21 protein-coding genes are annotated in these 23,494 nt (G+C 60.0%); 4 read left to right on the top strand and 17 right to left on the bottom strand.

The window, feature by feature from the left end; translation table 11 throughout:
* Positions 1–135: 135 nt before the first annotated feature.
* From DW211_RS03815 to DW211_RS03775, 9 genes are all read right to left on the bottom strand, one after another.
* The gene (locus DW211_RS03815) at positions 136–525 is read right to left on the bottom strand and encodes a metal-dependent transcriptional regulator (protein ID WP_118259309.1); all 390 of its coding nucleotides are present in this window, start codon (positions 523–525) and stop codon (positions 136–138) included.
* A 188-nt stretch (positions 526–713) separates the two neighbouring features.
* Positions 714–1,484, bottom strand: a complete 771-nt coding sequence (locus tag DW211_RS03810) for a Cof-type HAD-IIB family hydrolase (protein WP_118259307.1) — start codon at positions 1,482–1,484, stop codon at positions 714–716.
* Between the two features lie 6 nt (positions 1,485–1,490).
* On the bottom strand, positions 1,491–3,350 hold the full coding sequence (locus tag DW211_RS03805; RefSeq protein ID WP_117655831.1) for an ABC-F family ATP-binding cassette domain-containing protein: 1,860 nt from the start codon (positions 3,348–3,350) through the stop codon (positions 1,491–1,493).
* Between the two features lie 163 nt (positions 3,351–3,513).
* Positions 3,514–4,386 carry a phosphate ABC transporter ATP-binding protein PstB gene (gene pstB / locus DW211_RS03800; protein ID WP_118259306.1) on the bottom strand — a complete coding sequence of 291 codons (873 nt, stop codon included), beginning with the start codon at positions 4,384–4,386 and terminating at the stop codon, positions 3,514–3,516.
* Positions 4,383–5,309: a phosphate ABC transporter permease PstA gene (gene pstA, locus DW211_RS03795; protein WP_118259304.1), complete on the bottom strand. Its 927-nt coding sequence runs from the start codon at positions 5,307–5,309 to the stop codon at positions 4,383–4,385. The genes pstB and pstA overlap by 4 nt, the downstream gene beginning before the upstream one ends.
* Entirely contained in the window at positions 5,302–6,210 is a 909-nt protein-coding gene (gene pstC / locus DW211_RS03790; RefSeq protein ID WP_118259302.1) for a phosphate ABC transporter permease subunit PstC, read from the bottom strand. The genes pstA and pstC overlap by 8 nt, the downstream gene beginning before the upstream one ends.
* A 24-nt stretch (positions 6,211–6,234) precedes the next feature.
* A complete protein-coding gene (locus DW211_RS03785; RefSeq protein WP_118259301.1) occupies positions 6,235–7,173 on the bottom strand; it encodes a phosphate ABC transporter substrate-binding protein in 939 nt (312 codons plus the stop codon).
* Between the two features lie 294 nt (positions 7,174–7,467).
* On the bottom strand, positions 7,468–8,904 hold the full coding sequence (locus DW211_RS03780) for a M20 family metallopeptidase (protein WP_118259299.1): 1,437 nt from the start codon (positions 8,902–8,904) through the stop codon (positions 7,468–7,470).
* A gap of 54 nt (positions 8,905–8,958) precedes the next feature.
* Positions 8,959–9,621 carry an HAD hydrolase-like protein gene (locus DW211_RS03775; protein ID WP_158568483.1) on the bottom strand — a complete coding sequence of 221 codons (663 nt, stop codon included), beginning with the start codon at positions 9,619–9,621 and terminating at the stop codon, positions 8,959–8,961.
* Positions 9,622–9,778: 157 nt separating this feature from the next.
* On the opposite strand from DW211_RS03775, the gene DW211_RS03770 reads away from it, so the two are divergent.
* The 3 genes from DW211_RS03770 (at position 9,779) to DW211_RS03765 (ending at position 14,363) form a co-directional block, all read left to right on the top strand.
* Positions 9,779–10,639 carry a DegV family protein gene (locus DW211_RS03770; RefSeq protein WP_158568482.1) on the top strand — a complete coding sequence of 287 codons (861 nt, stop codon included), beginning with the start codon at positions 9,779–9,781 and terminating at the stop codon, positions 10,637–10,639.
* A 193-nt stretch (positions 10,640–10,832) separates the two neighbouring features.
* The gene (locus DW211_RS10120) at positions 10,833–11,009 is read left to right on the top strand and encodes a hypothetical protein (RefSeq protein WP_158550945.1); all 177 of its coding nucleotides are present in this window, start codon (positions 10,833–10,835) and stop codon (positions 11,007–11,009) included.
* 369 nt (positions 11,010–11,378) lie between these two features.
* On the top strand, positions 11,379–14,363 hold the full coding sequence (locus DW211_RS03765) for a DEAD/DEAH box helicase family protein (protein ID WP_158568481.1): 2,985 nt from the start codon (positions 11,379–11,381) through the stop codon (positions 14,361–14,363).
* Between the two features lie 64 nt (positions 14,364–14,427).
* Here the strand turns inward: DW211_RS03765 and DW211_RS03760 are convergent, their stop codons facing one another.
* The 5 genes from DW211_RS03760 to DW211_RS03740 all read right to left on the bottom strand — a co-directional run bounded on the left by DW211_RS03760 (position 14,428) and on the right by DW211_RS03740 (position 18,500).
* Complete coding sequence (locus DW211_RS03760) at positions 14,428–14,736, bottom strand: type II toxin-antitoxin system YafQ family toxin (protein ID WP_117583790.1); 309 nt, start codon at positions 14,734–14,736, stop codon at positions 14,428–14,430.
* A gap of 2 nt (positions 14,737–14,738) precedes the next feature.
* Positions 14,739–15,038 carry a type II toxin-antitoxin system RelB/DinJ family antitoxin gene (locus tag DW211_RS03755; protein WP_117583791.1) on the bottom strand — a complete coding sequence of 100 codons (300 nt, stop codon included), beginning with the start codon at positions 15,036–15,038 and terminating at the stop codon, positions 14,739–14,741.
* Positions 15,039–15,150: 112 nt separating this feature from the next.
* Complete coding sequence (locus tag DW211_RS03750; protein ID WP_117629061.1) at positions 15,151–15,909, bottom strand: TIGR00730 family Rossman fold protein; 759 nt, start codon at positions 15,907–15,909, stop codon at positions 15,151–15,153.
* Between the two features lie 213 nt (positions 15,910–16,122).
* Positions 16,123–17,262 carry a tRNA guanosine(34) transglycosylase Tgt gene (gene tgt, locus DW211_RS03745; protein WP_118259292.1) on the bottom strand — a complete coding sequence of 380 codons (1,140 nt, stop codon included), beginning with the start codon at positions 17,260–17,262 and terminating at the stop codon, positions 16,123–16,125.
* A gap of 437 nt (positions 17,263–17,699) precedes the next feature.
* Positions 17,700–18,500, bottom strand: coding sequence for an SDR family NAD(P)-dependent oxidoreductase (locus DW211_RS03740; RefSeq protein ID WP_006235414.1), 801 nt, complete (start codon positions 18,498–18,500; stop codon positions 17,700–17,702).
* A 294-nt stretch (positions 18,501–18,794) separates the two neighbouring features.
* On the opposite strand from DW211_RS03740, the gene DW211_RS03735 reads away from it, so the two are divergent.
* On the top strand, positions 18,795–20,558 hold the full coding sequence (locus tag DW211_RS03735) for a hypothetical protein (protein ID WP_118259290.1): 1,764 nt from the start codon (positions 18,795–18,797) through the stop codon (positions 20,556–20,558).
* Positions 20,559–20,925: 367 nt separating this feature from the next.
* Here the strand turns inward: DW211_RS03735 and queA are convergent, their stop codons facing one another.
* The 3 genes from queA to DW211_RS03720 all read right to left on the bottom strand — a co-directional run bounded on the left by queA (position 20,926) and on the right by DW211_RS03720 (position 23,479).
* On the bottom strand, positions 20,926–22,137 hold the full coding sequence (gene queA / locus DW211_RS03730) for a tRNA preQ1(34) S-adenosylmethionine ribosyltransferase-isomerase QueA (RefSeq protein ID WP_118259288.1): 1,212 nt from the start codon (positions 22,135–22,137) through the stop codon (positions 20,926–20,928).
* Positions 22,138–22,207: 70 nt separating this feature from the next.
* Positions 22,208–22,783 (bottom strand): epoxyqueuosine reductase QueH, encoded by a 576-nt coding sequence (locus tag DW211_RS03725; protein WP_118259286.1) that lies wholly within the window; start codon positions 22,781–22,783, stop codon positions 22,208–22,210.
* A gap of 126 nt (positions 22,784–22,909) precedes the next feature.
* On the bottom strand, positions 22,910–23,479 hold the full coding sequence (locus DW211_RS03720; RefSeq protein WP_118259284.1) for a DUF3267 domain-containing protein: 570 nt from the start codon (positions 23,477–23,479) through the stop codon (positions 22,910–22,912).
* Positions 23,480–23,494: the final 15 nt, after the last annotated feature.

Raw genomic sequence — 23,494 nt, 5'->3', positions numbered from 1 at the left:
GCATTGACACAGCTGGCGGTTCTTGGGCATCGCTTGCTGGCGGGGTTCCTTTGCTGAAATGGACTTGGCCGAAAGGGCCGCTGGTCCCGGTCGCTGGTTCGCGCTTTGCGTGAACTCCGCGCTACTGTGGGTCAGTTAGGCTTCTGTTGTTGGACCCGCTACATCTTCCCGTCTCAGCATCGATCTTAGCTTCTCGAAGCTCTCCTCGCTCAGGCAGTGCTCCATGTGGCAGCCCTCTTGCAACGCGACCTCGGGCGTTACGCCTGCGTCCTCTAGCAGACCTACAAAAAAGCAGTGGCGCTCCCACATTTGACGGGCAACCTCAAGACCGCGTTCCGTCAGATGCACGTCGCGTTTGCCCATCTCCACGTAGCCGGTGCTCTCCAAGGCCGCCATGGCTTTAGAGACGCTTGCTTTGGTTACGCCCAAGTATTCGGCAACGTCGATCGAGCGCACGATGCCCTGACGTTCCGATAGAACGTAGATCGATTCGAGATAGTCTTCTCCGGATTCACGCAGGGCCATGGGCCGCCTTTCGCGATGGCTTCTAGTTAGCCTTTGGATACTTTTGCTTGATTTACTTTACCGCAAAAGTTGCCCATGTCTTACTACTTTGCCTAAAAGTTAGCCGTGTTTCACAAAACGTGCGGGACGAAAACAAAATGGGGACGCCCCGCAAGGAGTGTCCCCAGGTGCCGGGTGCCGGCCCGCAGTTACATCAATCCAAAGTGCTTCGCGGCGTTGTAGATTCCGTCGTCGTCCACGGCGGTCGTCACATAGGTCGCCGCAGCTTTCACCGTGTCCTGTGCGTTGCCCATGGCCACGCTTGTTCCCACGGCCGCAAACATCGACAGGTCGTTCTCGCCGTCGCCAAAGGCAATCGCCTCGCTCGCGTCGACACCCAGGCGCTCCAGCGTCGCCGCGACACCCAGGTCCTTGCCGCCGTTAGCGGGAATAATGTCGCAGAACAGATCGCACCAGCGCGTGGTGAGCGAATGCGACACGGCGTCGGTCACGATATGCTCGTCGGCAGGGTCCACAAAGGCGCAGAACTGGTAAACCGGCGCATCGAAGGCGTGCTCAAACGGCTCCTCGTGGTAGACGATTCCCGCGTTGCTGCCAGCCGTCACCACGCGCTCGGACAGGCGGTTCACAAACGAGTTCTCGCCCTGCATGCACAGCGAGTCGTAGCACCCCTCGGCCACCTGGTCCACAATCACCGCGACGTCGTCCGGATCGATCGGGCAGCTGCGGTAAACCCCCTCGGCATCAAAGCAGTGCTGGCCCGAAAGCGTAATGTACGCATCCCAACCAAGATCGAACAGCCAATCGGGCATCTGGTAGGTCGGGCGACCCGTGGCAATGACGCACGCAATCCCCTGCTCGTGAAAGCTGTCGAGCACCTGCTGCGCCGACGCCGGAATCCGGTGCGTCTCAAAGCTCAGCAGCGTGCCGTCGATATCAAAAAACGCGGCCTTGATCATCCTCGCCTACTCCTCGCCCTCGAGCTTTTCACTCGCCTCGAGCCACGCCATCTCCAGCTCGTCCATGGCGGCGTGGGCCTCGTCGATCTTTGCCTGCTGCTCGCCCAGCGCCGTGTAGTTGGTGGGATCGACCTGGGCCATGGCGGCCTCGGCCTCCTCCACGCGAGCGCGCTGCGTTTCCATCTTGCGCTCGAGCGAGCTCACCTCACGACGGAGCTTTTGGCGCTCGGCATTGGAAAGGCCGTTGGGCTGACCGCTCGACTTGGGCTTTTCGGCCGCAGCCGCCGCGGCACCGGTGTCGAACGTACCGGTCTTGGCGCTCGGTGCACCCACGGGCTCGCCCTCGGCGGTGGCGTTGCACAGGCGCAGGTACTGGTCGACGCCGCCGGGCATATGCGTCAGGTGGCCGTCGAGCAGCGCCCACTGCTGGTCGGTCACGCGCTCCATCAAAAAGCGGTCGTGCGTCACCAGAATCAGCGTGCCGGGCCAGCCGTCCAGCAAGTCCTCGACAATCGCCAGCATGTCGGTATCCAGGTCGTTGCCGGGCTCGTCCAGGATGAGCACGTTGGGCTCGTCCAGGATCGTCAGCAGCAGCGACAGGCGACGGCGCTGGCCGCCCGAAAGATCGCCGATGCGGCTCCAGAGCTGCTGCGTCGTAAAGCCCAGACGCTCGCAGAGCTTCTCGGGTGAAGTCTCCTTGCCGTCAATGACGTAGTACTTCTTATAGTGGCTGAGCACCTCGCGGATCGTGTCGCCCATGTAGGGTTCGAGCTCCTCGAGCTGCTGCGACAGCACGCCAAAGCGCACCGTCTGGCCGATCTTCACGCGGCCGCGCAGGGGCGCGATCTTGCCCTGGATCACGTCGAGCAAAGTCGACTTGCCGGCGCCGTTCTCGCCCAAAAGACCATAGCGGTCGCCCGCACCAATGAGCCAGGTCACGTCGTTGAGCACCTGCTTGGGCGCGCCATCGGTATCCGCATAGCCGGCGTCCACGTCGACCACATCGATAACCTGCTTGCCCAGGCGGCTCACGGCCAGGCGCTTGAGCTCCAGCTCGTCACGCACGGGCGGCACGTCGGCGATCAGCTCGCGAGCGGCATCCACGCGAAACTTGGGCTTGGTGGAGCGCGCCTGGGCACCGCGGCTCAGCCACGCGAGCTCCTTACGCGCCATGTTGCGACGGCGCTCCTCGGTAACCGCGGCCATGCGGTCGCGTTCCACGCGCTGCAGGATATATGCCGAATAGCCGCCCTCGAAGGGATCGACCTGGCCGTCGTGAACCTCCCACATGCTGGTGCAGACCTCGTCCAAGAACCAGCGATCGTGCGTGACCACGAGCATCGCGCCCTGACCGCGCTGCCAGCGGGCCTTTAAGTGACGCGCAAGCCAGTTGATGGTGCGCATGTCCAGATGGTTGGTGGGCTCATCGAGCATGAGCACGTCATAGTCGCCGATCAGCAGGCGCGCGAGGTCCACGCGGCGGCGCTGACCGCCCGAGAGCTCGCCTACCATGCCCTCCCAGGGCACATCGCTAATGAGGCCGGCGAGGATCTGGCGCGTACGGGGGCTCGACGCCCACTCGTACTCGGGGGCGTCACCCACAACGGCATGATGCACGGTATCGGTATCGACAAGCTGGTCCTTTTGGCCGAGTAGACCGATCGTGATGCCGCGGCGGTGCGTCACGCGGCCGTCGTCGGGCTCCAGCGTGCCGGCGAGCACGCTCAGCAGCGTCGACTTGCCGTCGCCGTTTTTACCGACAATACCAATACGGTCGCCCTCGCCCACGCCGAGCGTAACGCTATCGAAAATATGCTTGGTGGGAAACTCTAGGCTGACGGAATCGCATCCCAAAAGAATCGCCATATGCCCTGCTCCTTCGTAGAAATTCAACGTTGTCCATGATAGCAGCGAAAAGGCGGGCCGCACACGACACAAAAAGGCGGGCCATCTCCCACAAGAGATGACCCGCCACTCCAATCAGTCCCGCGGCAACCGTGGCCGCCGCGGGCCTCAAGCATGTCCCGGACTAGGAGAACATGCCGGTGAGGTAATCATTCAGCCGCTTATCCTTGGGCCGTTGGAAAATCTCGTCGGTCTCGTCGTACTCGACCATATCGCCCATGTAGAAGAACGCCGTGCGGTTGGACACGCGCGACGCCTGCTCCATGTTGTGCGTCACGATGACGATGGCGCGCTCGGCCACAATCGACGACATAAGGTCCTCGATCGCCAACGTCGAGATGGGGTCGAGCGCCGAGCAGGGCTCGTCGAACAGGATCACGTCGGGGTTGAGCGCCAGCGTGCGCGCAATGCACAGACGCTGCTGCTGGCCGCCCGAAAGCGCGTAGGCACTCTTGTCGAGCTTGTCCTTGACCTCGTCCCAAAGCGCCGCGCCGCGCAGGCTTTCCTCGACCATGCGGTCGAGCTCGTCGCGGTCGGTGATGCCGTGGCGCTTAGGCGCAAACGTGATGTTGTCGCGAATAGACTTGCGGAAGGGGTTGGGCTGCTGGAACACCATGCCAATGGAGCGACGCAGCTCGTAGGTGTTCTCACGGCGCGTGTTGATGTTGCGCCCGCGGTAGTTAATCTCGCCCTCTACGCGGCAGCCGCGAATCTCGCGATTCATAAGGTTAAGGCTGCGCAAAAAGGTCGACTTACCACAGCCCGAAGGCCCGATGAGCGCCGTGATCTCGCCCTTGTGAAAGTCGAGCGACGTATCGTGCAGCGCATGGTGGTCGCCATAGTACACGTTGACGTCCTTGGTGGAGAGCACGACCTCGTCGCTCACGGCCTTGCCGCTCACGCGCACGTGCTTTTCGCTTTGTCCCACGCTCGACAGAAAGTCCTGGGTCTCGGACGTGGCCGCTTCGGTTGCGGGCGTTGTATTCATCTCGCTCATTCGGCCGTCATCCTCCTTGCCAGTTGCTTGCCCACGATACGGGCGACTACGTTAAACAGCAGCACGCAAATCATCAGCAGCGCCGCGGTGCCCCAAACGATCTGCTGGGCCTCGGGGCTGCCCTCACCGTAAATCTTGTAGATGTGCACGGCGAGCGACTCACCGGGGCGGAACACGTTCCAGGCGCAGGTGGGACTCGACAGGTTAAAGCTCAAGAAGTTCAGACGCACCGGCGAGCTCATGCCCGAGGTAAAGAGCAGCGCCGCGGCCTCGCCAAACACGCGGCCGGCCGAAAGCACGATGCCGGTCACGATGGCGGGCATGGCCTCGGGAATCAGAATGTGCAGCGTGGCCTCCCAGCGGGTGAGTCCCATGGCCAGGCACGCATCGCGCTGGGCCTGCGGCACGTCCTCGAGCGCCTGCTGAATCACGCGCACCAGGATGGGGATGTTGAACATGGTGAGCGCGACGGCGCCGGAGATGATGGAGTACTTCCAGCCCAGCTGCACCGAGAACACCAGAAAGCCGAACATGCCGACGACAATGGAGGGCAGCGAGGACAGCGTCTCGATGGCGGTCGAGGCGATGTCGCGAATAGGCCCATCGGGCGCGTACTCAACCAAAAAGACCGCGCCGCCCAGGCTAATGGGCAACGAGATGATCAGGGTGATCAGCAGCAGATAGAACGAGTCGAACAGCTGGTAGAGCACGCCGCCCTGCGTTCCGTTGGCGCGTGCGGGCTGCGTGAGAAAGCCCGGCTGGAACAGCGTCGAGATACCCTCGAACAGGATGTAGGCCACCATGGAGACGACGATAAGCATGACGATGGCGACAATCGCCGTCAGCACGCCCGTGGCGATGCGGTCCTGCTTTTGGACACGCCCGAGTCTCGCCTCGTCGATGTGGATGCGCGTGCTAGCCACGAGCCTTCGCCCCCTTGCGGCCGATAAGGTGGATGATCAGGATAAAGATGAGGCTCATGCCCATCAGCAGCAGGCCGAGCGCCCACAGGACGTCGTCCTGGGCCGAGCCCTCGGCATAGACCGCCATGGACGTGGTGAGCGTGGTGGTGATGGTGGACGCCGGCGACAGCAGCGACGTCGGCATGGCCTCGATGCCGCCAATGACCATGCGCACGGCGAGCGTCTCGCCAAAGGCGCGGGTCATGCCAAGGATGACTGCGGTCATGAGCGACGGCATGGCGGACTTGAGCACCACGTGCCAGATGGTCTGCCAGCGGGTGTAGCCCAGCGCGAGCGAACCCTGGCGGTAGCTATCGGGCACGGCGCGCAGGCCGTCGACCGAAAGCGTAGTCATCGTCGGCAGAATCATGACGGCCAGTACGATGGCGCCGGGCAAGATGCCCAGACCCGTGCTTACGTGGAAAACGCTCTTCATAAGACCGACGACCACGTGAAAGCCAATCAGGCCAAAGACGACCGAGGGAATGCCGGTCAAAAGCTCAATAAGCGGCTGAAAGACCTTGGAGCCAAACTTAGGCTGGATCTCGACCGCAAAGATGGCAGAGCCGATGGCGATGGGCAGCGCGATAAGCGTGGAGAGCACCATGACCGCAAACGAGGTGACGATCAGGGGCAGGGCGCCGGTATAGGGCAGGCCGTTTTCGGCCGTGTTGGCCAGGTCCCACTTGGTACCGGTAAAAAACTCGACGACCGAGACGCCGTCCTTGAGAAAAGCCGAGAGGCCCTTTTGGGCGACCATAAAGATGAGCGCGGCAACGACAAGCGTCACGAGCGCTACGCACGCGCCCGTGACGCCCAGGCCCACGTTCTCAAGCTCGCGCTTTGGCAGCTGTTTTGCCATTGCAAACCTTTCCGGGGCGATTGCTTATTTAGCAGAGACCTTACCGCTGGCGTCCTTGACGACCTTCATGGCAGAGACGGGGATAAAGCCCTGCTCCTCGACGAGTTTGCCCTGGACGTCGTCGGAAAGCATGAACTCCAGGAAGGCCTTGGTGGCCTCGTCGGCGTCCTTCGCGCAGTACATGTGCTCGGTAGCCCAGATCTTGAAGGAGTCGTCGGTGACGTTTGCGCTCTTGGGCTCCACGCCCTCGACCTTGATGGCGTTGAACTTGGAGTCGTCGAAGTGCGAGAAGTCGAGGTAGGAGATGGCATTGTCGGTGCTGCCCATCTGAGTCTGGACGTCGCCGGACTTATCGAGCTCGGCGTCGCCCTTAAAGTCGACGGCCTCGTCGCCAAAGACGGCGGCCTCGAAGGTGGCGCGGGTGCCGGAGCCTGCCTTGCGGTTGAGGACGACGATCTTGGCGTCGTCGCCGCCGACCTCCTTCCAGTTGGTGATCTGGCCGGAGAAGATGCCCTTGAGCTGCTCGAGGGACAGGTCATCGACCTTGACGTTCTTGGAGACGACAGGGCCCATGCCCACGACGGCGACCTCGTGATCGACGAGGTTCTTGACCTGATCGGCCTCGAGCTTGGTCTCGGCGAAGACGTCGGAGTTACCGATAGTAACGGTGCCGGCGGCAACAGCGGTCAGGCCCTTGCCCGAACCGTTGCCCGAACCGGAGATGGAGACGTCCGGGTTGGCATCCATAAACTTCTCGGCAGCAGCCTCGACGAGAGCCTGGAACGAGGAGGCGCCGTCGTAGGTCACCTCGCCGGAGACGGACTCGGCAGCAGCGGCGCTACCCTCAGCAGCGGTGTTGGCGGCGTTGGAGCCACCGCAGCCAACGAGGCCGAGACCGACGATGCCGGCAAGACCACCAGCGAGGCCGAGGAACTGACGACGAGAATAAGCCTGATCGAGCATGATCTTCCTTTCATACATGCGACTCGCGGGCACCCTGCCCGCTTTGCTGTTTGGAAAGATACGGCCTCGACCGGGCAGCGCCCGCGCCAACTGCTGTTTCTTACGGGCATTTGATAGACCCTTACCGCAAGCTCTGCCCAGCCTTTACAAACGGATAACAAACCCGCCGACAAGCATGGCCAGCCTTTTACACCAATAAAAACATAGTTGCGGTGAAATAGTTCCTGTTTGGCCATCAAATGGCCCATTCTAGGAACTATTCCACCGCAACTTAGATTGGGAAACCGCGTAACCTTAAAGTTCTAGTTCATTCAAACGGAGGATCGCAACAATATAGATCTTGAGCGCTTGCTTGAGCTGCTCTTCGTTGGCGCACTCGTTGGGACCGTGCATCTGGCCGCCCCATGCGGGCAGCTCCAGGCCGGTTTCCTCGGGACCAAACGAGACAGCGCGGGCAAAGTTGCGCGCGTACGTGCCGCCGCCCATGGCAAAGGGCTCGGCATGCTTGCCCGTAAACTCGTTATAGGTATCGATAAGCGCCTTCACGGCCGGATCGTCGGCAGAAACCGAGAACGGCACCTTCGCACGACCCACACGACACGTCACGCCAAAACGGCCCACGAGCGGCTCGAGCTGCTCGCAGATGGTGTCGGCGCTCGTGCTATCCGGGAAGCGCACGTCGATGACCTGCTCAATGTGGCCGTCCGCCACACGGATGACGCCGGGGTTGCAGGTGAGCGGGCCAAACGCCGGGCTCGTCGCGTCGATACCCAGGCCGCGGCCATAGGCATCCGCATGCACAAAGGCCAGGAACTTAACGAACTCGTGCTCGGCAGGCGTCAACAGGCACTCGTCACGGGCACCAAACGCGTCCTCGGCCTCGCGCAGATACGCCACGATGAGGCCGACGGCATTGATCGTTCCCTCGGGCATTGAGGCATGACCGCCGATACCATGGGCGAAAATCTGCGCATGCCCGTTATCGAGTGCCGTGATCTCCAAGCGGTCGGCGTTCTCAACGGGCGCTGGCAGCTCATCGGCGGCAATCGCAAGTTCGCAGATAGACTGCGATGGAATGGCGTTGCTCGCCTCGGCGCCGCTCCAGGACACAATGCGCCCACCGTCGATCTTGGGGCTCACAAACGTCGCCCCAAACTGACCTTTCTCGGCATTGCAGACCGGGAACTCGGCATCGGGCGTAAACAGAAAGTCGGGGTTCGCGTGGTTCTCAAGATAATGGTGAACGTCGGACATGCCCACTTCCTCATCGCAGCCCAGCAGCGCGCGGAAGGTATAGCGCGGCACAATGCCGTGCTTGAGCAGGTAGGCGCCAGCGTAGAGCGACAGCACGGCCGGGCCCTTGTCGTCGATCACACCGCGGCCGAGCAGCCAGCCCTCGCGACGCTCCATCGCAAAGGGGTCGGTATTCCAGCCAGGACCGGCGGGCACCACGTCCACGTGGCAGATGGTCGCGAGCTGCTTGTCGCCGCGGCCCGGGATATCGGCGATGCCCACATAGCCCTCGTCATCGCTCGTCTGGTAGCCGAGCTTTTGCGCAATGCCGAGCGCGCAATCGAGCGCATCACGGACCGGGCGGCCAAACGGCGCACCGGGCTCTGCATCGGCGGCAACGGCAACAGACGGGTAGCTCACCAGCTGCTCGATATCGGCGACGACGTCCTCCCAGACCTCGTCAACGTACTCGGCAACACTCTGCTCCACCTGATTCATGAACGACCTCCTTACCAATGAGCGACGAGCGCGCCCGCCCCTCACATTAAGTCCCTAGATAGCGAAAAGTTTAGCAAGCTCGGCCACCGAGTGCACCACTGCGTCGGCACCCGCCGCCTCGTGCTCGCCCGGCGCCGCCGCACCCGAATAAATGCCGATGCACGGCACGCCCATTGCGTGTGCGCCCTCCACGTCGTTAAAGCGATCGCCGATCATCACGGCATCGTCGGCGCGCGCCCCAAGTGCCGCCAGGGCATCGCGGATCGAATCGGCCTTGGTCTCGCGGCCCTGCGGAGGATTCATGCCGACCACGGCTTCGAACTGGCGAAGGCCAAGCTCGCCCACCATGTCAATGCACTTCGCCTCCATGCGAGAGGTCGCCACAGCCAGGTGATGTCCCTGCGTGGCAAGGCCATCGAGCAGCGCGGGAATTCCATCGAACACGGGATACTCTTCCGGTCCCAGCTCGTCAAAAAAGGCGCGGTACTCGTCTGCCACCACGAGCGACTCCTCGCGGGAGAAGCCGTAAAAGTCGTGAAAGCTCTTCCACAGCGGCGGCCCGATCATGCGTCGCAGGTCGCCCATCTGCGCCTCCGAAAACCCGCGCGCGGCAAGCGTCTTGCGCGTCGAGGTCATCACCGCCCGGCCCGTATCGGCCACCGTACCGTCAAAATCGAACAGCACGACCGGGCGCTTACCTATCTCCAGTGCCTCCACCGGCACCCCCTCTTCCCCAATTGATGATTTCCACACCGTCACTTCAAACTGTTGACTATTCAACAATTGAACCTAGTAATGTGGAATGACTCCACTATACTTGTCGCATTTTGCTCTCAGAAGGCGGCGCACAAGCGCCCCGACGAAAGGTGCAACTATGTCTTTTGCCATCATAACCGACTCCACGTCGGACATCTCCCCCGCCCGCGCCCAAGAGCTCGGTATTTACGTGATTCCGCTGCACGTGATTATCGAAGGCGAGGACCTGCTCGACCAGGCGCAGATTACCGCCGAGGAGTACGTCGCTCGCATGGCCGACTCCGAGCAGCTGCCGCACACGTCGCAGCCGAGCGCCGGCGAGTTCAAGGCGCTCTTTGACCGCGTGCTCGCCGATGGCCACGACAGCGCCATCTTTATTTCGCTGTGCAGCGAGTGGTCCGCCTGCTATGCCAACGCATGTCTGGTAGCCGACACCCATGAGCTCGACGTGCGCTGCGTCGACTCGCGCACCGGCTCGGGCGCCGAGGGCCTGTTGGTTGAGTACGCGCTGGCCATGCGCGAAGACGGCCGCAGCTTGGACGAGACCGAGGCGCAGATCCGCGCGACGCTGCCCGACGCACACCTGCTGCTGATTCCCCGCACGCTCGAGAACTTGGTCAAGAACGGCCGCGCGCCCAAGCTCGCTGGTCAGCTGACGCAGATGCTCAACATTCGCCTGGCCGTTTCGCCGGAGTGGCAGTCGGGCGAGATCAAGGCCATCAAGAAGGGCCGCGGAGCCAAGCGCATCGTTGCCAACACCATGGCCGATTGCCTCGCATTTTTGGCCGAACATCCGGGCTCCAGCGTGCGCGTGCTCACGACCGGCGCTGCCGAGGAGCAGGAGCTCGTCTACCAAGCGCTCGCAGGCCAGAACTTCGTAGACGCCGGCACCGGCCCCATCGGCTGCACCATCGCCACCCACGTAGGCGTCGACGCCATAGCCATCAGCTACTGCCCCCGCTACCAACCTGCCAATTAGGGACAGGTTTATTTTGGCAGGTTTTATCTGGGCAAACATTAAGCGCTAACAAAAGCCCGTTTGGCAAGACCGGACATGCCGGTCAGTCGAACGACCGAGGTGCGCCCAGCCACAGCAAAGCCATCACGCCGGCGTGCTCCAACTCAAGGCGCGCCGGCATCTCTTTAGGAATGGCGGCGGTAAAGGGGCCGTTATGGCCGAAAAGCTGCGAACCGCTTCCCATTACGCCGCAACTTCATTGCCGCTCAACTACCTAATCGAGATTTCGAAGGCCATCGACGCTTTATCCAGCCCCCTTGCGATACCCCTTGGTCAAAAAATGGCAAATATGAGTACTGTTACCAATTTAGTCGCAGCGAAATCTGGCTGAATTTGCTTTCTTCTGCCGATTTTGAGCGCCGTAAAGTCCCGAATCGCCGTGGTTAGGGGTTGGTTATATTCGATTTCACTCGATTGGTCTTAAATACTTTCCAGATGATATGATACCACCACAACAACAGTACTCATATTTGCCATTTTTTGTCCACCGGGTCTATTCGGAGGTAGTTCCCAGGATCTCCAGCCCGTCTCATAGCCACTCAAACCCATTCAACAACAGCTACCACACATTTTGGCACTAGCCAAACACCACTCACGGAGCCGCACTCCACTATCACCGAACCAAAATCAGAATCGGATGCCCAAAAAAACAAAATAACGTACTCTCATTTTAATGAACCCCAACAAGAACGGCATTTACATGAGCACCGTTACGCATCAATACGCCCTCATCGGGGACACGGTATTCCAATTCAAGGAAACAGTCGTTCATGTATCTGAGCTGCACGGCCAAATCGTCATCTGCAGCAATGGCCCAGACATCCGTTACGCAACGCTCGAAGAATGGGAGAAAGCTGGCACATCTTTCGATAGATGGGCGCAGGTCGAGGGTATCGTCACCAGTGCGAGTCCAGCGCGCGACAAACTCGAGCTCTTTCGCAATCTCTTTACTGGCCGCAAAGATGTTTACGCCCATGGGTACCGCAGAAAAGACGGGGGAATCGGCTATACGCCCGTCTGCGCAAACGAGTGGAAGTCAGGCATTTGTCCCAAAGCAAATCGTCAGAAAACCAAATGCGCTGAATGTGGCAACCGCGTCTTCCCCGAGTTGAGCGATACCGCGATCATCTCCCATTTCAAGGGCAGTGACGACAGACTCCGAGACGTCATAGGTCAATATGTTCTCGATAATGACAGCAACACAAAAGTCTTGGTCATCGACTTTGACGGAGCCGATTGGAAAGAAGCGACAAACGCCATTCGGCTTGTCGCAAAAAACCATGGAATCGATGCTGCAGTCGAGCGATCGAGATCAGGTAACGGCACACATGTCTGGTTTTTCTTCCTAGAGCTCACCAGCGCAAAGATCGCACGAGAATTTGGAAGTAGCCTTATCACCGAAGCGGCGGCGCTCAACAAGACAATCACCTTTGAAGCTTTTGACCGGATGCTGCCCGCACAGTCCACCATTCCTGAGGGCGGCTTCGGAAATCTCATAGCACTGCCTTTTCAAGGAAAAGCGCAGCGAAAAGGGAACAGTGTATTTGTTGACGAGCAATTTGAGCCTTTTCCCGATCAATGGCTTTACCTTTCGCAAATTCAGCTGGTTCCACATGCAACGGTGCAAAATCTAATCGAAAGCATCGACAATAAACCGCATGGAATATCAGCTGCAGTGGCGGGAAACACCGCCGCGCCACATTCTCAGAGGCCGCGAAAGCGGCTTCCGCTCACGCCGCAGGACTTCCCGTCATCGCTACCCGTCACGCAAGCCGATATGCTCTACATAACCGAAAAATCTCTGAGCCCGGCCGCCCAGATGGAGGTTCGCAGGCTTGCAACATTTGCCAACCCGGAATTCTTCCGCGCCCAATCAATGCACCAATCAGTATTCGGCAAACCGCGGTACATAGACCTCAGCGAACTTAGAGATGGCTGCGTTGCGATTCCCAGAGGCTGTAAAGCTCAACTCAAGCGGCTGCTTCAAGAAGCCGGCGCTTCTGCTCACTATTCAGACAAGCGCATGTCGGGCAATCCAATTGTGATGACATTTAAAGGGGCTCTTCGCCCTGAACAGCAAATTGCCACCGAACAGATGCTCAACTATGAAGACGGAATCATGTCCGCGCCGACGGGTTTCGGGAAAACCGTCATTGGGGCCTATCTTATTGCTGCCATCGGTCTTCCAACGCTTGTCATCGTTCCCAAGACTGCGCTCATTGCCCAATGGAAATCCCAGCTCGAACGGTTTATCGACATTACGGATAACAGAAAGCCAGTTCGAACCCCAAAAGGACGAATCAGTAAAAGGCAGCCTCCGCTCATTGGCCAAATCGGAGGAGGCAAAACCACCATAAGCCATCTCATCGACATTGCTTCATTCCAGTCTCTGTCCAGCAAGGACCCCCAGACCGGAGAACCAATAGCCAAGGAGTTCGTTCGTGATTACGGCCTCATCATCTGTGATGAATGTCACCATGCAGCCGCACCACAGCTTGAGCTCGTCCTCAAGTCCGCTCCAGCCAAATATGTATACGGCCTTTCCGCGACGCCCGAACGCTCGGACGGACTCACGCGAGCACTCTCAATGCTCTGCGGCCCGCTTCGCCATGTCATTGATCCAAAAACGCAAGCAATCCAACAGGGAATTCAGCGCGTTGTTAGGCCGCGTTTTACCGGAGTTCGGCTACCCGCCTACGAACCAGGGGCGTCCTTTAATCAAGTTCTCGATCTCCTGTGTGCGCACACAGCGAGAAACGAAGCAATTGTCGATGATGCCCTCGAGACCGCGTCAAACGGTCGACATCCGCTTGTGCTATCCAAAAGGAAAAAACATGCCGAAGAGCTATGTAGGCTGCTTCAAAGCCGCGGACACGAACCTATACTCTTAACCGGAGAAATCGACGCCAAAGAAAGAAAGGCAATACTGAACAGCCTTCCCGGCTTCGAGCATGAGCATCGAATTATCATCGCAACCGAAGGCCTTCTGGGCGAGGGTTTCGACCTGTCTTACCTTGACACTCTGCTCATTGCCACACCGATATCTTGGGACGGCAGTATAACGCAGCAGGCAGGCAGGCTACATAGAAGTCACGAGGGCAAGCAGCGGGTTGAGATATTCGACTATGTTGATTTGTCGATACCCATGCTCGCGCGCATGTACCAGAAGAGACTCAAGACCTACGCCAAGCTGGGGTATGAAGTCTTTGCAGCAAATGACAACAAACGGGCCGATCAAAACATCCTCGTTAGGCCGGCAAGGGCCGTGGAGGCCTTAGCAGATGACATCGCGCGCGCAACGAAAAACATTTTTATTGCCGCGCCCTACGCATCCGCTGCATGCCTCGCAAAGCTCGCTGCCGTACTCACAGGCGCAGCCGCCCGTGGGATTGCCCTTGAGATTTCAATTGCCTCGACTCCGCACAATGACGTGAAAGCGATTTTAACCGAGATGAACGTCGACTATTCCATCAAAGCCGAAAGACGCCTGTGCGCGTCAGTAATTGACGAGGAAACCGTCTGGTACGGAACTATTCCATTACTGGCCTTTCCTAAGAAAGAGGACTGCAGCATCCGTTTCAAAAGCAGTGAAGTTGCAGCCGAGCTTTTAAGCGAAATCCAGCGAAGAGGAGAACCGGAGGTCGCAGCCACGAACGGGACGTCTCCAACAGTTACGGTGGAATAGGGGCCGTTTTTGGCCAATCGGCCGCAAATCAATCCCTATTCCACCGCGATTCATAAGCGAGCAATCAGCCCTGCGGGCCCTGGAATAGTTCCTCATGCGAGCCCATTCTGACCAGCCGGATCACAGGATTAGTCTTATGCGGCAAGTAGAGAACGACCACATCGACCAAGCCATCGGATAGATGGAAATCGATGTGGCCGTTGTAGTTGCCGCCCGGGTTTGAAAGCTCGTGGGCACCATATTCCGCGGGAAGCGAGCCGTGAGCCGCAAGCTCTGCGACCGCCGCCTTAAACTCGGTTTTTAGCTGCGGATGGATGCGCATCGTCCGTTTGTAATCCGCCTTAAACTGAGCCTCGACCTTAATCTCAAACATCGCTAGTCCTCATCGAGGAATGATATAAGCTCATCAGCGTTATTGAATGACGGGCTGTCGTCCGGCAGAATCCCCAACTCATGAGCTTCGGCGATCACCATGGCACGCCTCGTTGCCTCGTTGGGCACCTCCGCCCTTCCTACGATCTCAAAAGGAATCTTTCGTTGATTTACCAGCTGCCGAACAGCAAGGTTGAGATACGAATTGAGACTCAGACCAACCGTATCCAAGAACTCAGTCGCCTGTTCCTTGAGCCCCTCTTCGATGCGAACCGTCGTAGGCTTAACCGTTGCAGTAGACATACGCGACCTCCTCGCCTCGTCTTTTACATCAGTATACCCAGTTTAGATGGCATACTGATGTTAAATAGCATCAGTATGCCGTTCACATTGCTATAACAACAGTCACAGCACCCTACATCAGCCCGCTCAGGGCAATGTCAACGGCCTCGTTGAGGTCGTCGGTGATGTGCACCAGCTCCGGATCGAGCGGGCTAATCATACCGGCGTCCATCACCGGGCCGTTGAGCCAGTCGAACAGGCCCTGCCAGTACTCGGTTCCCACCAAAACGAGCGGCATGCGCTTGACCTTGTGCGTCTGTACCAGCGTGAGCACCTCGAACATCTCGTCGAGCGTACCAAAGCCACCAGGAAACACGATGGCGCCCGAGCTGTATTTGACGAACATGGTCTTGCGCACAAAGAAGTAACGGAAGTCCATGCCAAGGTTCACGTATTTGTTGAGCCCGTGCTCGTGCGGCAGCTCGATACCCAAGCCGACCGACTTGCCGTTGACACTCGCCGCTCCCCTGTTGGCCGCTTCCATGATGCCGGGGCCGCCGCCGGTGATGACCGCCACGCCACGTTGCGCGATCTTGCGCCCGACGGTACGCGCCGCCTTGTAGAGCGGATCGGTCTTGGGCGTGCGGGCGCTACCGAAGATGGTCACCGCAGGACCAAGCTCGGCAAGCGCGCCAAAACCATCGACAAACTCTGCCTGGATGCGCAGCACGCGCCACGGATCAGCATGCAGCCAGTCGGTTGAATCCTCGGGCGCCAGCAGGTTGGCGTAGGTATTGTCCTTGGGAATCATGGGGCCGCGCATGACCACGGGGCCGCGGCGGTACGTCTCGTCGTAGGCAGGCTCGCCCTCGACATTCTCGTTCTTAATCATGGGTACTCCTATCGAGAAAAAGAAAAACGGGCGGGGTCGACGCCATGCGCCAAACACCCGCCCGAGCATCAACTATTCGGTATGGTACCCACGATGCATCAAGTGCTTGCAAGCTATCGGTCATCGGTCGCGCAGACGGTGTTAGCGAACGTGATGACCGGCCGGCGCTCGCCCCTTGCCGTTGCCCGCGCTCTGCAAGCGCCCGCGCAGCTCTTAGTAATCCACCGCCGCAGGGCTGTTCATCCAGTCGCTCACGAATGCACCGTAACGGCCCTCGATAATGGCCTGACGAGCCTGCTGCATAAGGTTGAGCAGGTAGTAGATGTTGTGCATCGAGAGCAAAATGCCGCCGAGCATCTCCTTTTGCGTGACCATGTGACGAATGAGCGCGCGGCTGTAGCCGCCCGTGCACACCGGGCAGGTGCAGGTGGGATCGATGGGGCCGTCGTCGTGCGCAAAGCGGGCGTTGCGGAAGTTGAGGCGACCCTCGCTCGAAAACGCCGTGCCCATGCGGCCGGTACGCGTCGGCAGCACGCAGTCGAACATGTCGATGCCCACGCCCACGCCGCGCACGAGGGTGGTGGGGTTGCCGACGCCCATCAGGTAGCGCGGCTTGTGCTTAGGCATGTACTCGGAAGCCAGCGGCGCCAGCGTCTCGAACATGGTCTCGTGGTCCTCGCCCACCGAGTAGCCGCCGATGCCGTAGCCGGGGAAGTCGCCGCACTCCTCCAGATGGCGCAACGAGCGCAGGCGCAGGTCCAGATGCATGCCACCTTGGACGATGCCAAAGAGTGCCTGGTCATCGCGGGTGTGTGCCTTGTAGCAGCGCTCGGCCCACATACTCGACAGCTCCACGGCGCGCTCGACATAGGCACGCGTGGCGGGATAGCCGGGGCACTGATCGAGCTGCATGCAGATGTCGGAGCCGAGCTTCATAGCGATTTCCATGTTATCCTCGGGCGTCCAGAACACGTGGCGGCCGTCGTAATCGTTGACGATAAAGCGCACGCCCTCATCGGTGAGCTTGACGGCATCGTTGTGGCTGAAGACCTGGAAACCGCCCGAGTCGGTGAGGATGGGGCCGTGCCAGTTCATGAACTTGTGCAGGCCGCCCAGCTCGGCGATGGTATCCTCGCCGGGACGCATGGACAGATGATAGGTATTGGCGAGCACGATCTGGGCGCCGAGCTGCTTGACAGTCTCGGTAGGAATGCCCTTGACGTTTGCCTTAGTGCCCACGGGCATAAAGATCGGCGTCTCGATGTCGCCGTGCGGGGTGTGCAGTACGCCGGCGCGCGCGTGCGTCGTCGGATCCTCGGTAATCAGGTCGAATTTAAAAAGGTTCTGGTCCATAAACTGGAACTCCTTGGTTGCGGTTCATACGCAAACCATTATACGGGCAACCCGCAAGAAGCACCGACTCGACAGAAACTGGCGCGAGGAGGATACGGCAGGGACACGGCAAGTGAGCGTGGATTTTTGGACGCTTACCGGATGAGCGTGGATAATCTCCCACTTTTGCCCAAAGCACAGCCCAAAAACGGGAGATTATCCACTTTCATTCTGCGGGCACTCATTTAAGTACGTCCCCGATGAGTGGAGCTATTTACCAGCCACGGCAACGCCGATATTTTGGCAACGTCAGCGAGCGGGTCGCATTTGAGACAAGGTGCCGTGAAATGAAAGGGCGCTGACCTTCTGGTCGCGCCCTTGAAATTGAACGGCAGATTGTCCAAATGCGGCCCGCGCAGCGTCGGCCCGTTACGGCGTTTGGTAAAACGCCGTAACTCCTACGGACGCTGGCCCATGCCACCCTCGAGGGTGACGGTCTCGCCGTTCATATACTTAAAGTCGGGACCGCAGAGCTGAACGACAACGCGGCCGATTTCCTTCTCGACGTCGCCGTAGTGGCCAGCCGGCGGCATGTGGACGTTGGCCTTGAACGCCTCGGGATAGGCATCCTGGAAGTTCTCGAGCGCGGCGGTCCAAGCAAGCGGGCAAACGATATTGACGTTGATGCCGTCCTTGCCCCACTCGTTGGCGGCAACGCGAGTCAGACCACGGATGCCTTCCTTGGCGGCGGCATAGCTGCACTGGCCGTAGTTGCCAAACAGGCCGGCGCCCGAAGCAAAGTTGACCACGGAGCCCTTGGTCTCCTTCAGGTGCGGATAGGCCTTCTGCATGTACAGGTAGGTGGCATACAGGCCAGAGTAAATGGCGAGGTTGAACTGATCCATGGTGTGATCGGCAATGGTCACGCCCGAGGCGCTGGCCTGAGCGTTGTTGACGACGGCGTCGATGCGGCCGAACTCCTCAATAGCCTTGTCGATGACGTTCTGGACGACGGCCTCGTTGTCCTGACCAGCCGAGACATCGGCCTGAACAGGCAGAACCTTGACGCCGTACTCGGCCTCGAGGGATTCCTTGGCAGCCTCGAGCTTGGCAACGTTGCGGCCGGTAATGACGAGGTTTGCGCCCTCCTTGGCAAAAGCGATATCGATACCGTAGCCGATGGAGCCAGCGGAGCCGTCCTTGAGCGTGGCCTTGCCACCGCCGGTGACGATCACGGTCTTACCAGTGAAAAGTCCCATATAAAGTCCTTTCAAATCGCGACGGGCGCACCCGCCGACTGCGCGCATCCAAATAAACGCGACAAAAGCTGAAATGCAACTTTAACGGGTTCAAGTGAAAAGAAAAGGCCTCGGCAGGCGAACGGCATAACGTCTTTCGGCGAAGGGATTGTCAAGTACAAACTGGATAAAGTGGCCGAGTTTTTGCTATCGACGCGAGCCATCGAACACGTTTTGAAACTTTGCTGCAGCGCGCGGGATGTCGGCGCGAGACTTTATCATAGGGTGACAAACAACGATGAGGAGCACATGCCTATGACAGACGAGCTGGACCCCCAGACTCAACAGCATATTGATGATTCCGCAGACGTCACTGCAGATGCTGACGCTGTGACCTGCGATGATATTGGCCTCGACGACCCCATCTTAGACGAAAGCGCTACGGCGGAAACCCCCGGCGCCGAAGATGCAGGCGAGCAAAACGACGATGCGCCCGCTCAGGACGACGACCCCGTACAGGATGCCGCTCCGCAAGCTGCGGGCCCCATCGAGGTTTCTTCGGAAGAAGAGCTCGACGCCGTCATGGACTCCATGATGGATGCCGTCAAAGCGATGAAAGACGCCGTGGCCGACGCTGATGTTGACGCCGAGGAAGAGGAGGCCGCCGAGGCAGCCTCGACCTTCGTACCCGGCGAGACTCCGGTTGCCGACCAGGGCAGCACCATGCCCTCGTTTCTGCAGCTCGAGCATCCCACGATTGGCGCCGATGCGGTCGACCCGCACGCAGCAGGCTTTTCTGTGATCGAGGGCGGTACCGGCAATATCGCCGTGCCGCAGGCTGCCGATACGGACGCTGCCGACACCGCTCGCCCGACTGCCCCGCACTCCCCCGCCGCGAGCCGCGATCTGGGGACCGCTGTCTCGAACACTGCGAACGCCGTGGGCACCTTTATCGCCCAGGGCGCCTCGGCCATGCGCGAGATGAACGCCGCGAAAAAGGCACTTGCCGATGCCCGCGCCCACCTGGCCGAACTTGAGCAGCGCATTGCCGATCAGGCCGAGGAACTCGAGACGCGCCAGGATATCGCAGGCCGCTACGACCAGATCGTCGCCGACCAGCGCCAGGCGATTGCCACGGCCCAAAAGACTGCAGCGGCCGCCGAGATTGACCGTGATGCCCACGCCTCCAAAGCGACAAAGCTCAAGGGTCAGCTCGAACAAATGAAGACAGAGGATAACGCGACTGAGCTCCGTCTGAAGGCCGCGCTCGATGCCGTGGAGGCCCGCGAGGCGAGCTCGCGCGAGACCGGCAACCGCCTCGTTCGACGTCTTGAGGATTCCAAGCGCATCCGCGACAAGGTGAAGGCAGAGCGAGACGCCGGCATTGCCGCCGCACAACAAACCGTCGACGCCACGCGCGCCCAGCTCGAGACGCTGCGCCATGAGTATGCCGAGCTGCAACGCAATCCCTCGGCAAATCCCGCCAACTATACGGTGCGCACCAGCGAGCTCTCGATGCAGATCTCCGACACGGCAGATGCCCTGCGTAAAGCCGAAGAAGATGTCCCGCGCATCACCGCCGACCTTGAGCACTCGCTTGCCGCAGCCGAGCAGGCCGTCGAGCAGGCTCAAGCCCCTATCGCCGACGCAAAACGCGCGCACCAAGCCGTGACGACCGAAGCCGATGCCGCGCGCGACGAGCTGCAGACGGCGAAGACCGCCGCCGCGACTCGTCAGCGCGAACTGCGCGAGAAGATCGCCGCGGAGGACAAGGCACGCCGCGAGCAGGAGCAGACCATCGCCAACGCCCAAGCAGATGCCGCACATGCGCAGTCGATCATCGAACAGGCGACCGAGGTACACGACCACCCAGAGATCACTGAGTCGCTTGCAGGATCCTTGGCCCGAGACAAAGCCGAACACGCCGAGACCGAGCGAGAAGTCGCCCAGCTGGAGGCCACCGAGGACGCGGTGCGCGAGCGTACCCGCGACTCACGCATCAAATTCACCGGCGCCATCGTCTGCATTGTCGCCGTAGTCCTCGTGATCATCCTAATCTGGCTGTTCGCGAGCAAGTAAACCAGTTGCCAAAAAACGTTCAACGCAGTTGCGGTGAGATAGTTCCTGTTTAGTCCTCAATAAGGCCAATTCAAGAACTATCTCACCGCAACCTATTTAAATCGACGCAAGGCAACCTATCCCTCTTGCACCAATCTCTTGACATAAGGACTGTCCCCAAGTGCCGACACAAAAGGAACGTCCCCAAGTGCCAACAAAGGCGACGCCGATGCCTTGGCAAAGTCAGCGAAAACCCGCCAGAGCGAGCAAGGTGCCTTGAAACGAGGCGGCATTGACCTTCTGGTCATGCCGCCGAAGTTGAAAGGCAGATTGCCGCTCTGGCGGGTTTGCAGCGTCGAGCCGTTACGCGGTTCGTAGAACCGCGTAACTAACAAATGAGCATCGCGTCGCCAAAGCTGAAGAAGCGGTAGCGCTCCTCGATGGCGGCGGCATAGGCATCCATGATCTGGTCGCGGGTGGCAAGCGCGCTTACGAGCATCATGAGCGTGGAGCGCGGCACGTGGAAGTTCGTAATCAGCGCGTCGACCACGTGATAGGTCGAGCCGGGCATGAGGTAGAGCTGCGTCGTGGCGTTCTCGCGCACCACGATGTCACCGCGGCCGAGCGTGTCAGCGCCGTCCTCGCGGCCTTCAAAATAGCGCGCTGTCACGGCCGGATTGGACACCGGTGCCTCAGCGTCAAACGCGCTTTCGAGCGAGCGTACTGCGGTGGTGCCGACGGCGATCACGCGGTGCCCCTCGGCCTTCGCCTTATGCACGGCGTCGACAACCTCCTGTGACACGTGGTAGCGCTCGGTGTGCATGACGTGCTGCGTGGGGTCGTCCTCCTCCACCAGACGGAAGGTATCAATACCCACCTCGAGCTCGACGGCGGCAAACTTCGCGCCCTTGGCCTCGATAGCGGCCATGAGCTCGGGGGTAAAGTGCAGACCCGCCGTAGGAGCGGCAGCCGAGTGCTCCTCCTTCATGGCGTAGACGGTCTGGTACTTCTCGGGATCGCCCTCGTAATCGGTAATGTAGGGCGGCAGCGGCACGTGGCCGGCAGCATGGATGGCCTCGTCGAGCGTGCGCGGGTCGCCGGCGGCATTGCAACCGGCCGGCTCAAAGCGCACCAGACGGCCACCACGGCTATCGGTGACAAAGTCGATGACCTCGGCCGTCAGCACCACGGGAGCCCCCTCGGGCGCATGGGCGCCACCGGCTCGATACTCAATCTGAGCACCGGGCTTCAGACGCTTGCCCGGCTTGACCAGACACTCCCAAACGTGACCCAGCGGGTCAACATCCTCGCGACGCTTGAGCAGCAGCGTCTCGACCACGCCACCCGAGCCGGCTTTGCGACCGATCAGGCGGGCCGGCATCACGCGCGTCTTGTTGATGACGAGCACATCGCCCGGCTCGATATAGTCGATGATGTCGCGGAAGATGCGGTGCTCGACGGTGCCGCCATGCTCCAGCGGCGTTCCTGCCTGGGAGCCTTTGCGATCCACCACCAGCAGGCGGCAGGAGTCACGCGGCTCGGCAGGAGCCTGGGCAATCAGTTCCTCAGGAAGGTTATAGTCAAAATCATCGGTACGCATAGACACGTCGGATTCTCCTTATATAGCTAAAGTCCGCTCTACATCCTAGCAGGCTAACGTCCCAAATGAACTACTTTTTGGCAGCTTTGCGCTCGTCGCGGATGCGGGCGCGGTCCATGGCCGCCTCGACGGCCGAGAAGCGGCAACCACAGTAGTTCTGCCGATACATGCCAAGCTCGCGCGAACGACGCGTGGCCTCGGGGTAATACGGGCGAAAATCGCGAATGACCGGGGTGAGCCCATGTGCCGCTGCCAAGCGCTCAAGCACGTCATTACAGGTCTCGAACAGCTGATACGGCGAGACGGCGAGCGTCGTACCCACATATTCGAACCCGCGATCCTGGGCCACGCGGCACGCTTCGGCCAAGCGCAAGGCATAGCACGCACGACAGCGACGGGGTCGATCGGCGCCCAACGGGGCCACACCGGCCTCCCAGCGCTCGCGGTCCTCGCCTGCCTCGATAAGCTCGATGTCGCCATCGGCACACCACCGGCGCAGCTCGTCCAAGCGCCGCTGCCATTCATCGCGCGGTTGAATATTGGGGTTGGTCCAGCAAATCGTGGGCTCAAACCCTTCCTCGCGCAGCAGGCGAACCGGCTCAAGCGAGCACGGCGCACAGCAAGCATGCAGCAGCAACGGCTTCATCAACATCTCCTCCCCCGCAATAAGTAGTCTTTTTGGGACGGGGCTATTTTGACTACTTTTGACGTAAAGCAGTCGCAATGCCTATCTCAACAGAAAAGTAGTCAAAATAGCCCCGTCCCAAAAAGACTACTGACCAAAAAAGCGGACGCCAAAGGATGTGTCCTCACAGGCGACAATGCGGCGGTCGCGCAGGATGGTCCGCACGTAATGCCAGTCGCCCACACAGCCCGACAAGTGCAGACCAGCTGCCAAGTAGCACAGCAGCGGATAACCCGAGCATGCAAACCCCAAGGCAAACGCCGCCGTCAAAACAACCGTCGGCGCCAGGCAAATGACCATGTACCGCCGGCGCGAATACACAACGCCCTCGGCGCAGGCATAAATCATGCAAGTTTCGAGATTTGCCCCAAAGGTCACATGCGCACCGGCGGGCGCAAACAACTTAAAGAACACCGCGTGCACCAGCTCGTGCACGACAAACGACGCCGCAGAGACGACCGCCAAGCCGACTATCCAGCCCAAGACCGCCATCCAGCCGCCCGCGTCGGCCGCATCCAGGTCTGCGGGCCCGCCCAGCAGCATAAACACCGGCACCAGGCACACGGCAAACACCACAAGCACGGCCATCCCCCACACGAAGCAAGCGTGCAGAAAATCCTCGTCTTCAAACGCATGTATGTTGGAAATCTCATTCATAGCATCTTAGGATAG

The organism is Collinsella sp. AM18-10 (genome assembly GCF_003471585.1).
Lineage (GTDB): Bacteria > Actinomycetota > Coriobacteriia > Coriobacteriales > Coriobacteriaceae > Collinsella.
The sequence above is the reverse complement of the archived record's forward strand: the minus strand, read 5'-3'. Positions and strand labels throughout refer to the sequence as shown.

Bases quoted from the DNA above. Each gene is read 5' to 3' on its own strand.
- DW211_RS03815 (WP_118259309.1), bottom strand. From the start codon at position 525: ATGGCCCTGCGTGAATCCGGAGAAGACTATCTCGAATCGATCTACGTT.
- DW211_RS03810 (WP_118259307.1), bottom strand. From the start codon at position 1,484: ATGATCAAGGCCGCGTTTTTTGATATCGACGGCACGCTGCTGAGCTTT.
- DW211_RS03805 (WP_117655831.1), bottom strand. From the start codon at position 3,350: ATGGCGATTCTTTTGGGATGCGATTCCGTCAGCCTAGAGTTTCCCACC.
- pstB (WP_118259306.1), bottom strand. From the start codon at position 4,386: ATGAGCGAGATGAATACAACGCCCGCAACCGAAGCGGCCACGTCCGAG.
- pstC (WP_118259302.1), bottom strand. From the start codon at position 6,210: ATGGCAAAACAGCTGCCAAAGCGCGAGCTTGAGAACGTGGGCCTGGGC.
- DW211_RS03785 (WP_118259301.1), bottom strand. From the start codon at position 7,173: ATGCTCGATCAGGCTTATTCTCGTCGTCAGTTCCTCGGCCTCGCTGGT.
- DW211_RS03780 (WP_118259299.1), bottom strand. From the start codon at position 8,904: ATGAATCAGGTGGAGCAGAGTGTTGCCGAGTACGTTGACGAGGTCTGG.
- DW211_RS03770 (WP_158568482.1), top strand. From the start codon at position 9,779: ATGTCTTTTGCCATCATAACCGACTCCACGTCGGACATCTCCCCCGCC.
- DW211_RS10120 (WP_158550945.1), top strand. From the start codon at position 10,833: ATGGCCGAAAAGCTGCGAACCGCTTCCCATTACGCCGCAACTTCATTG.
- DW211_RS03765 (WP_158568481.1), top strand. From the start codon at position 11,379: ATGAGCACCGTTACGCATCAATACGCCCTCATCGGGGACACGGTATTC.
- DW211_RS03760 (WP_117583790.1), bottom strand. From the start codon at position 14,736: ATGTTTGAGATTAAGGTCGAGGCTCAGTTTAAGGCGGATTACAAACGG.
- DW211_RS03755 (WP_117583791.1), bottom strand. From the start codon at position 15,038: ATGTCTACTGCAACGGTTAAGCCTACGACGGTTCGCATCGAAGAGGGG.
- DW211_RS03750 (WP_117629061.1), bottom strand. From the start codon at position 15,909: ATGATTAAGAACGAGAATGTCGAGGGCGAGCCTGCCTACGACGAGACG.
- tgt (WP_118259292.1), bottom strand. From the start codon at position 17,262: ATGGACCAGAACCTTTTTAAATTCGACCTGATTACCGAGGATCCGACG.
- DW211_RS03740 (WP_006235414.1), bottom strand. From the start codon at position 18,500: ATGGGACTTTTCACTGGTAAGACCGTGATCGTCACCGGCGGTGGCAAG.
- DW211_RS03735 (WP_118259290.1), top strand. From the start codon at position 18,795: ATGACAGACGAGCTGGACCCCCAGACTCAACAGCATATTGATGATTCC.
- queA (WP_118259288.1), bottom strand. From the start codon at position 22,137: ATGCGTACCGATGATTTTGACTATAACCTTCCTGAGGAACTGATTGCC.
- DW211_RS03725 (WP_118259286.1), bottom strand. From the start codon at position 22,783: ATGAAGCCGTTGCTGCTGCATGCTTGCTGTGCGCCGTGCTCGCTTGAG.
- DW211_RS03720 (WP_118259284.1), bottom strand. From the start codon at position 23,479: ATGAATGAGATTTCCAACATACATGCGTTTGAAGACGAGGATTTTCTG.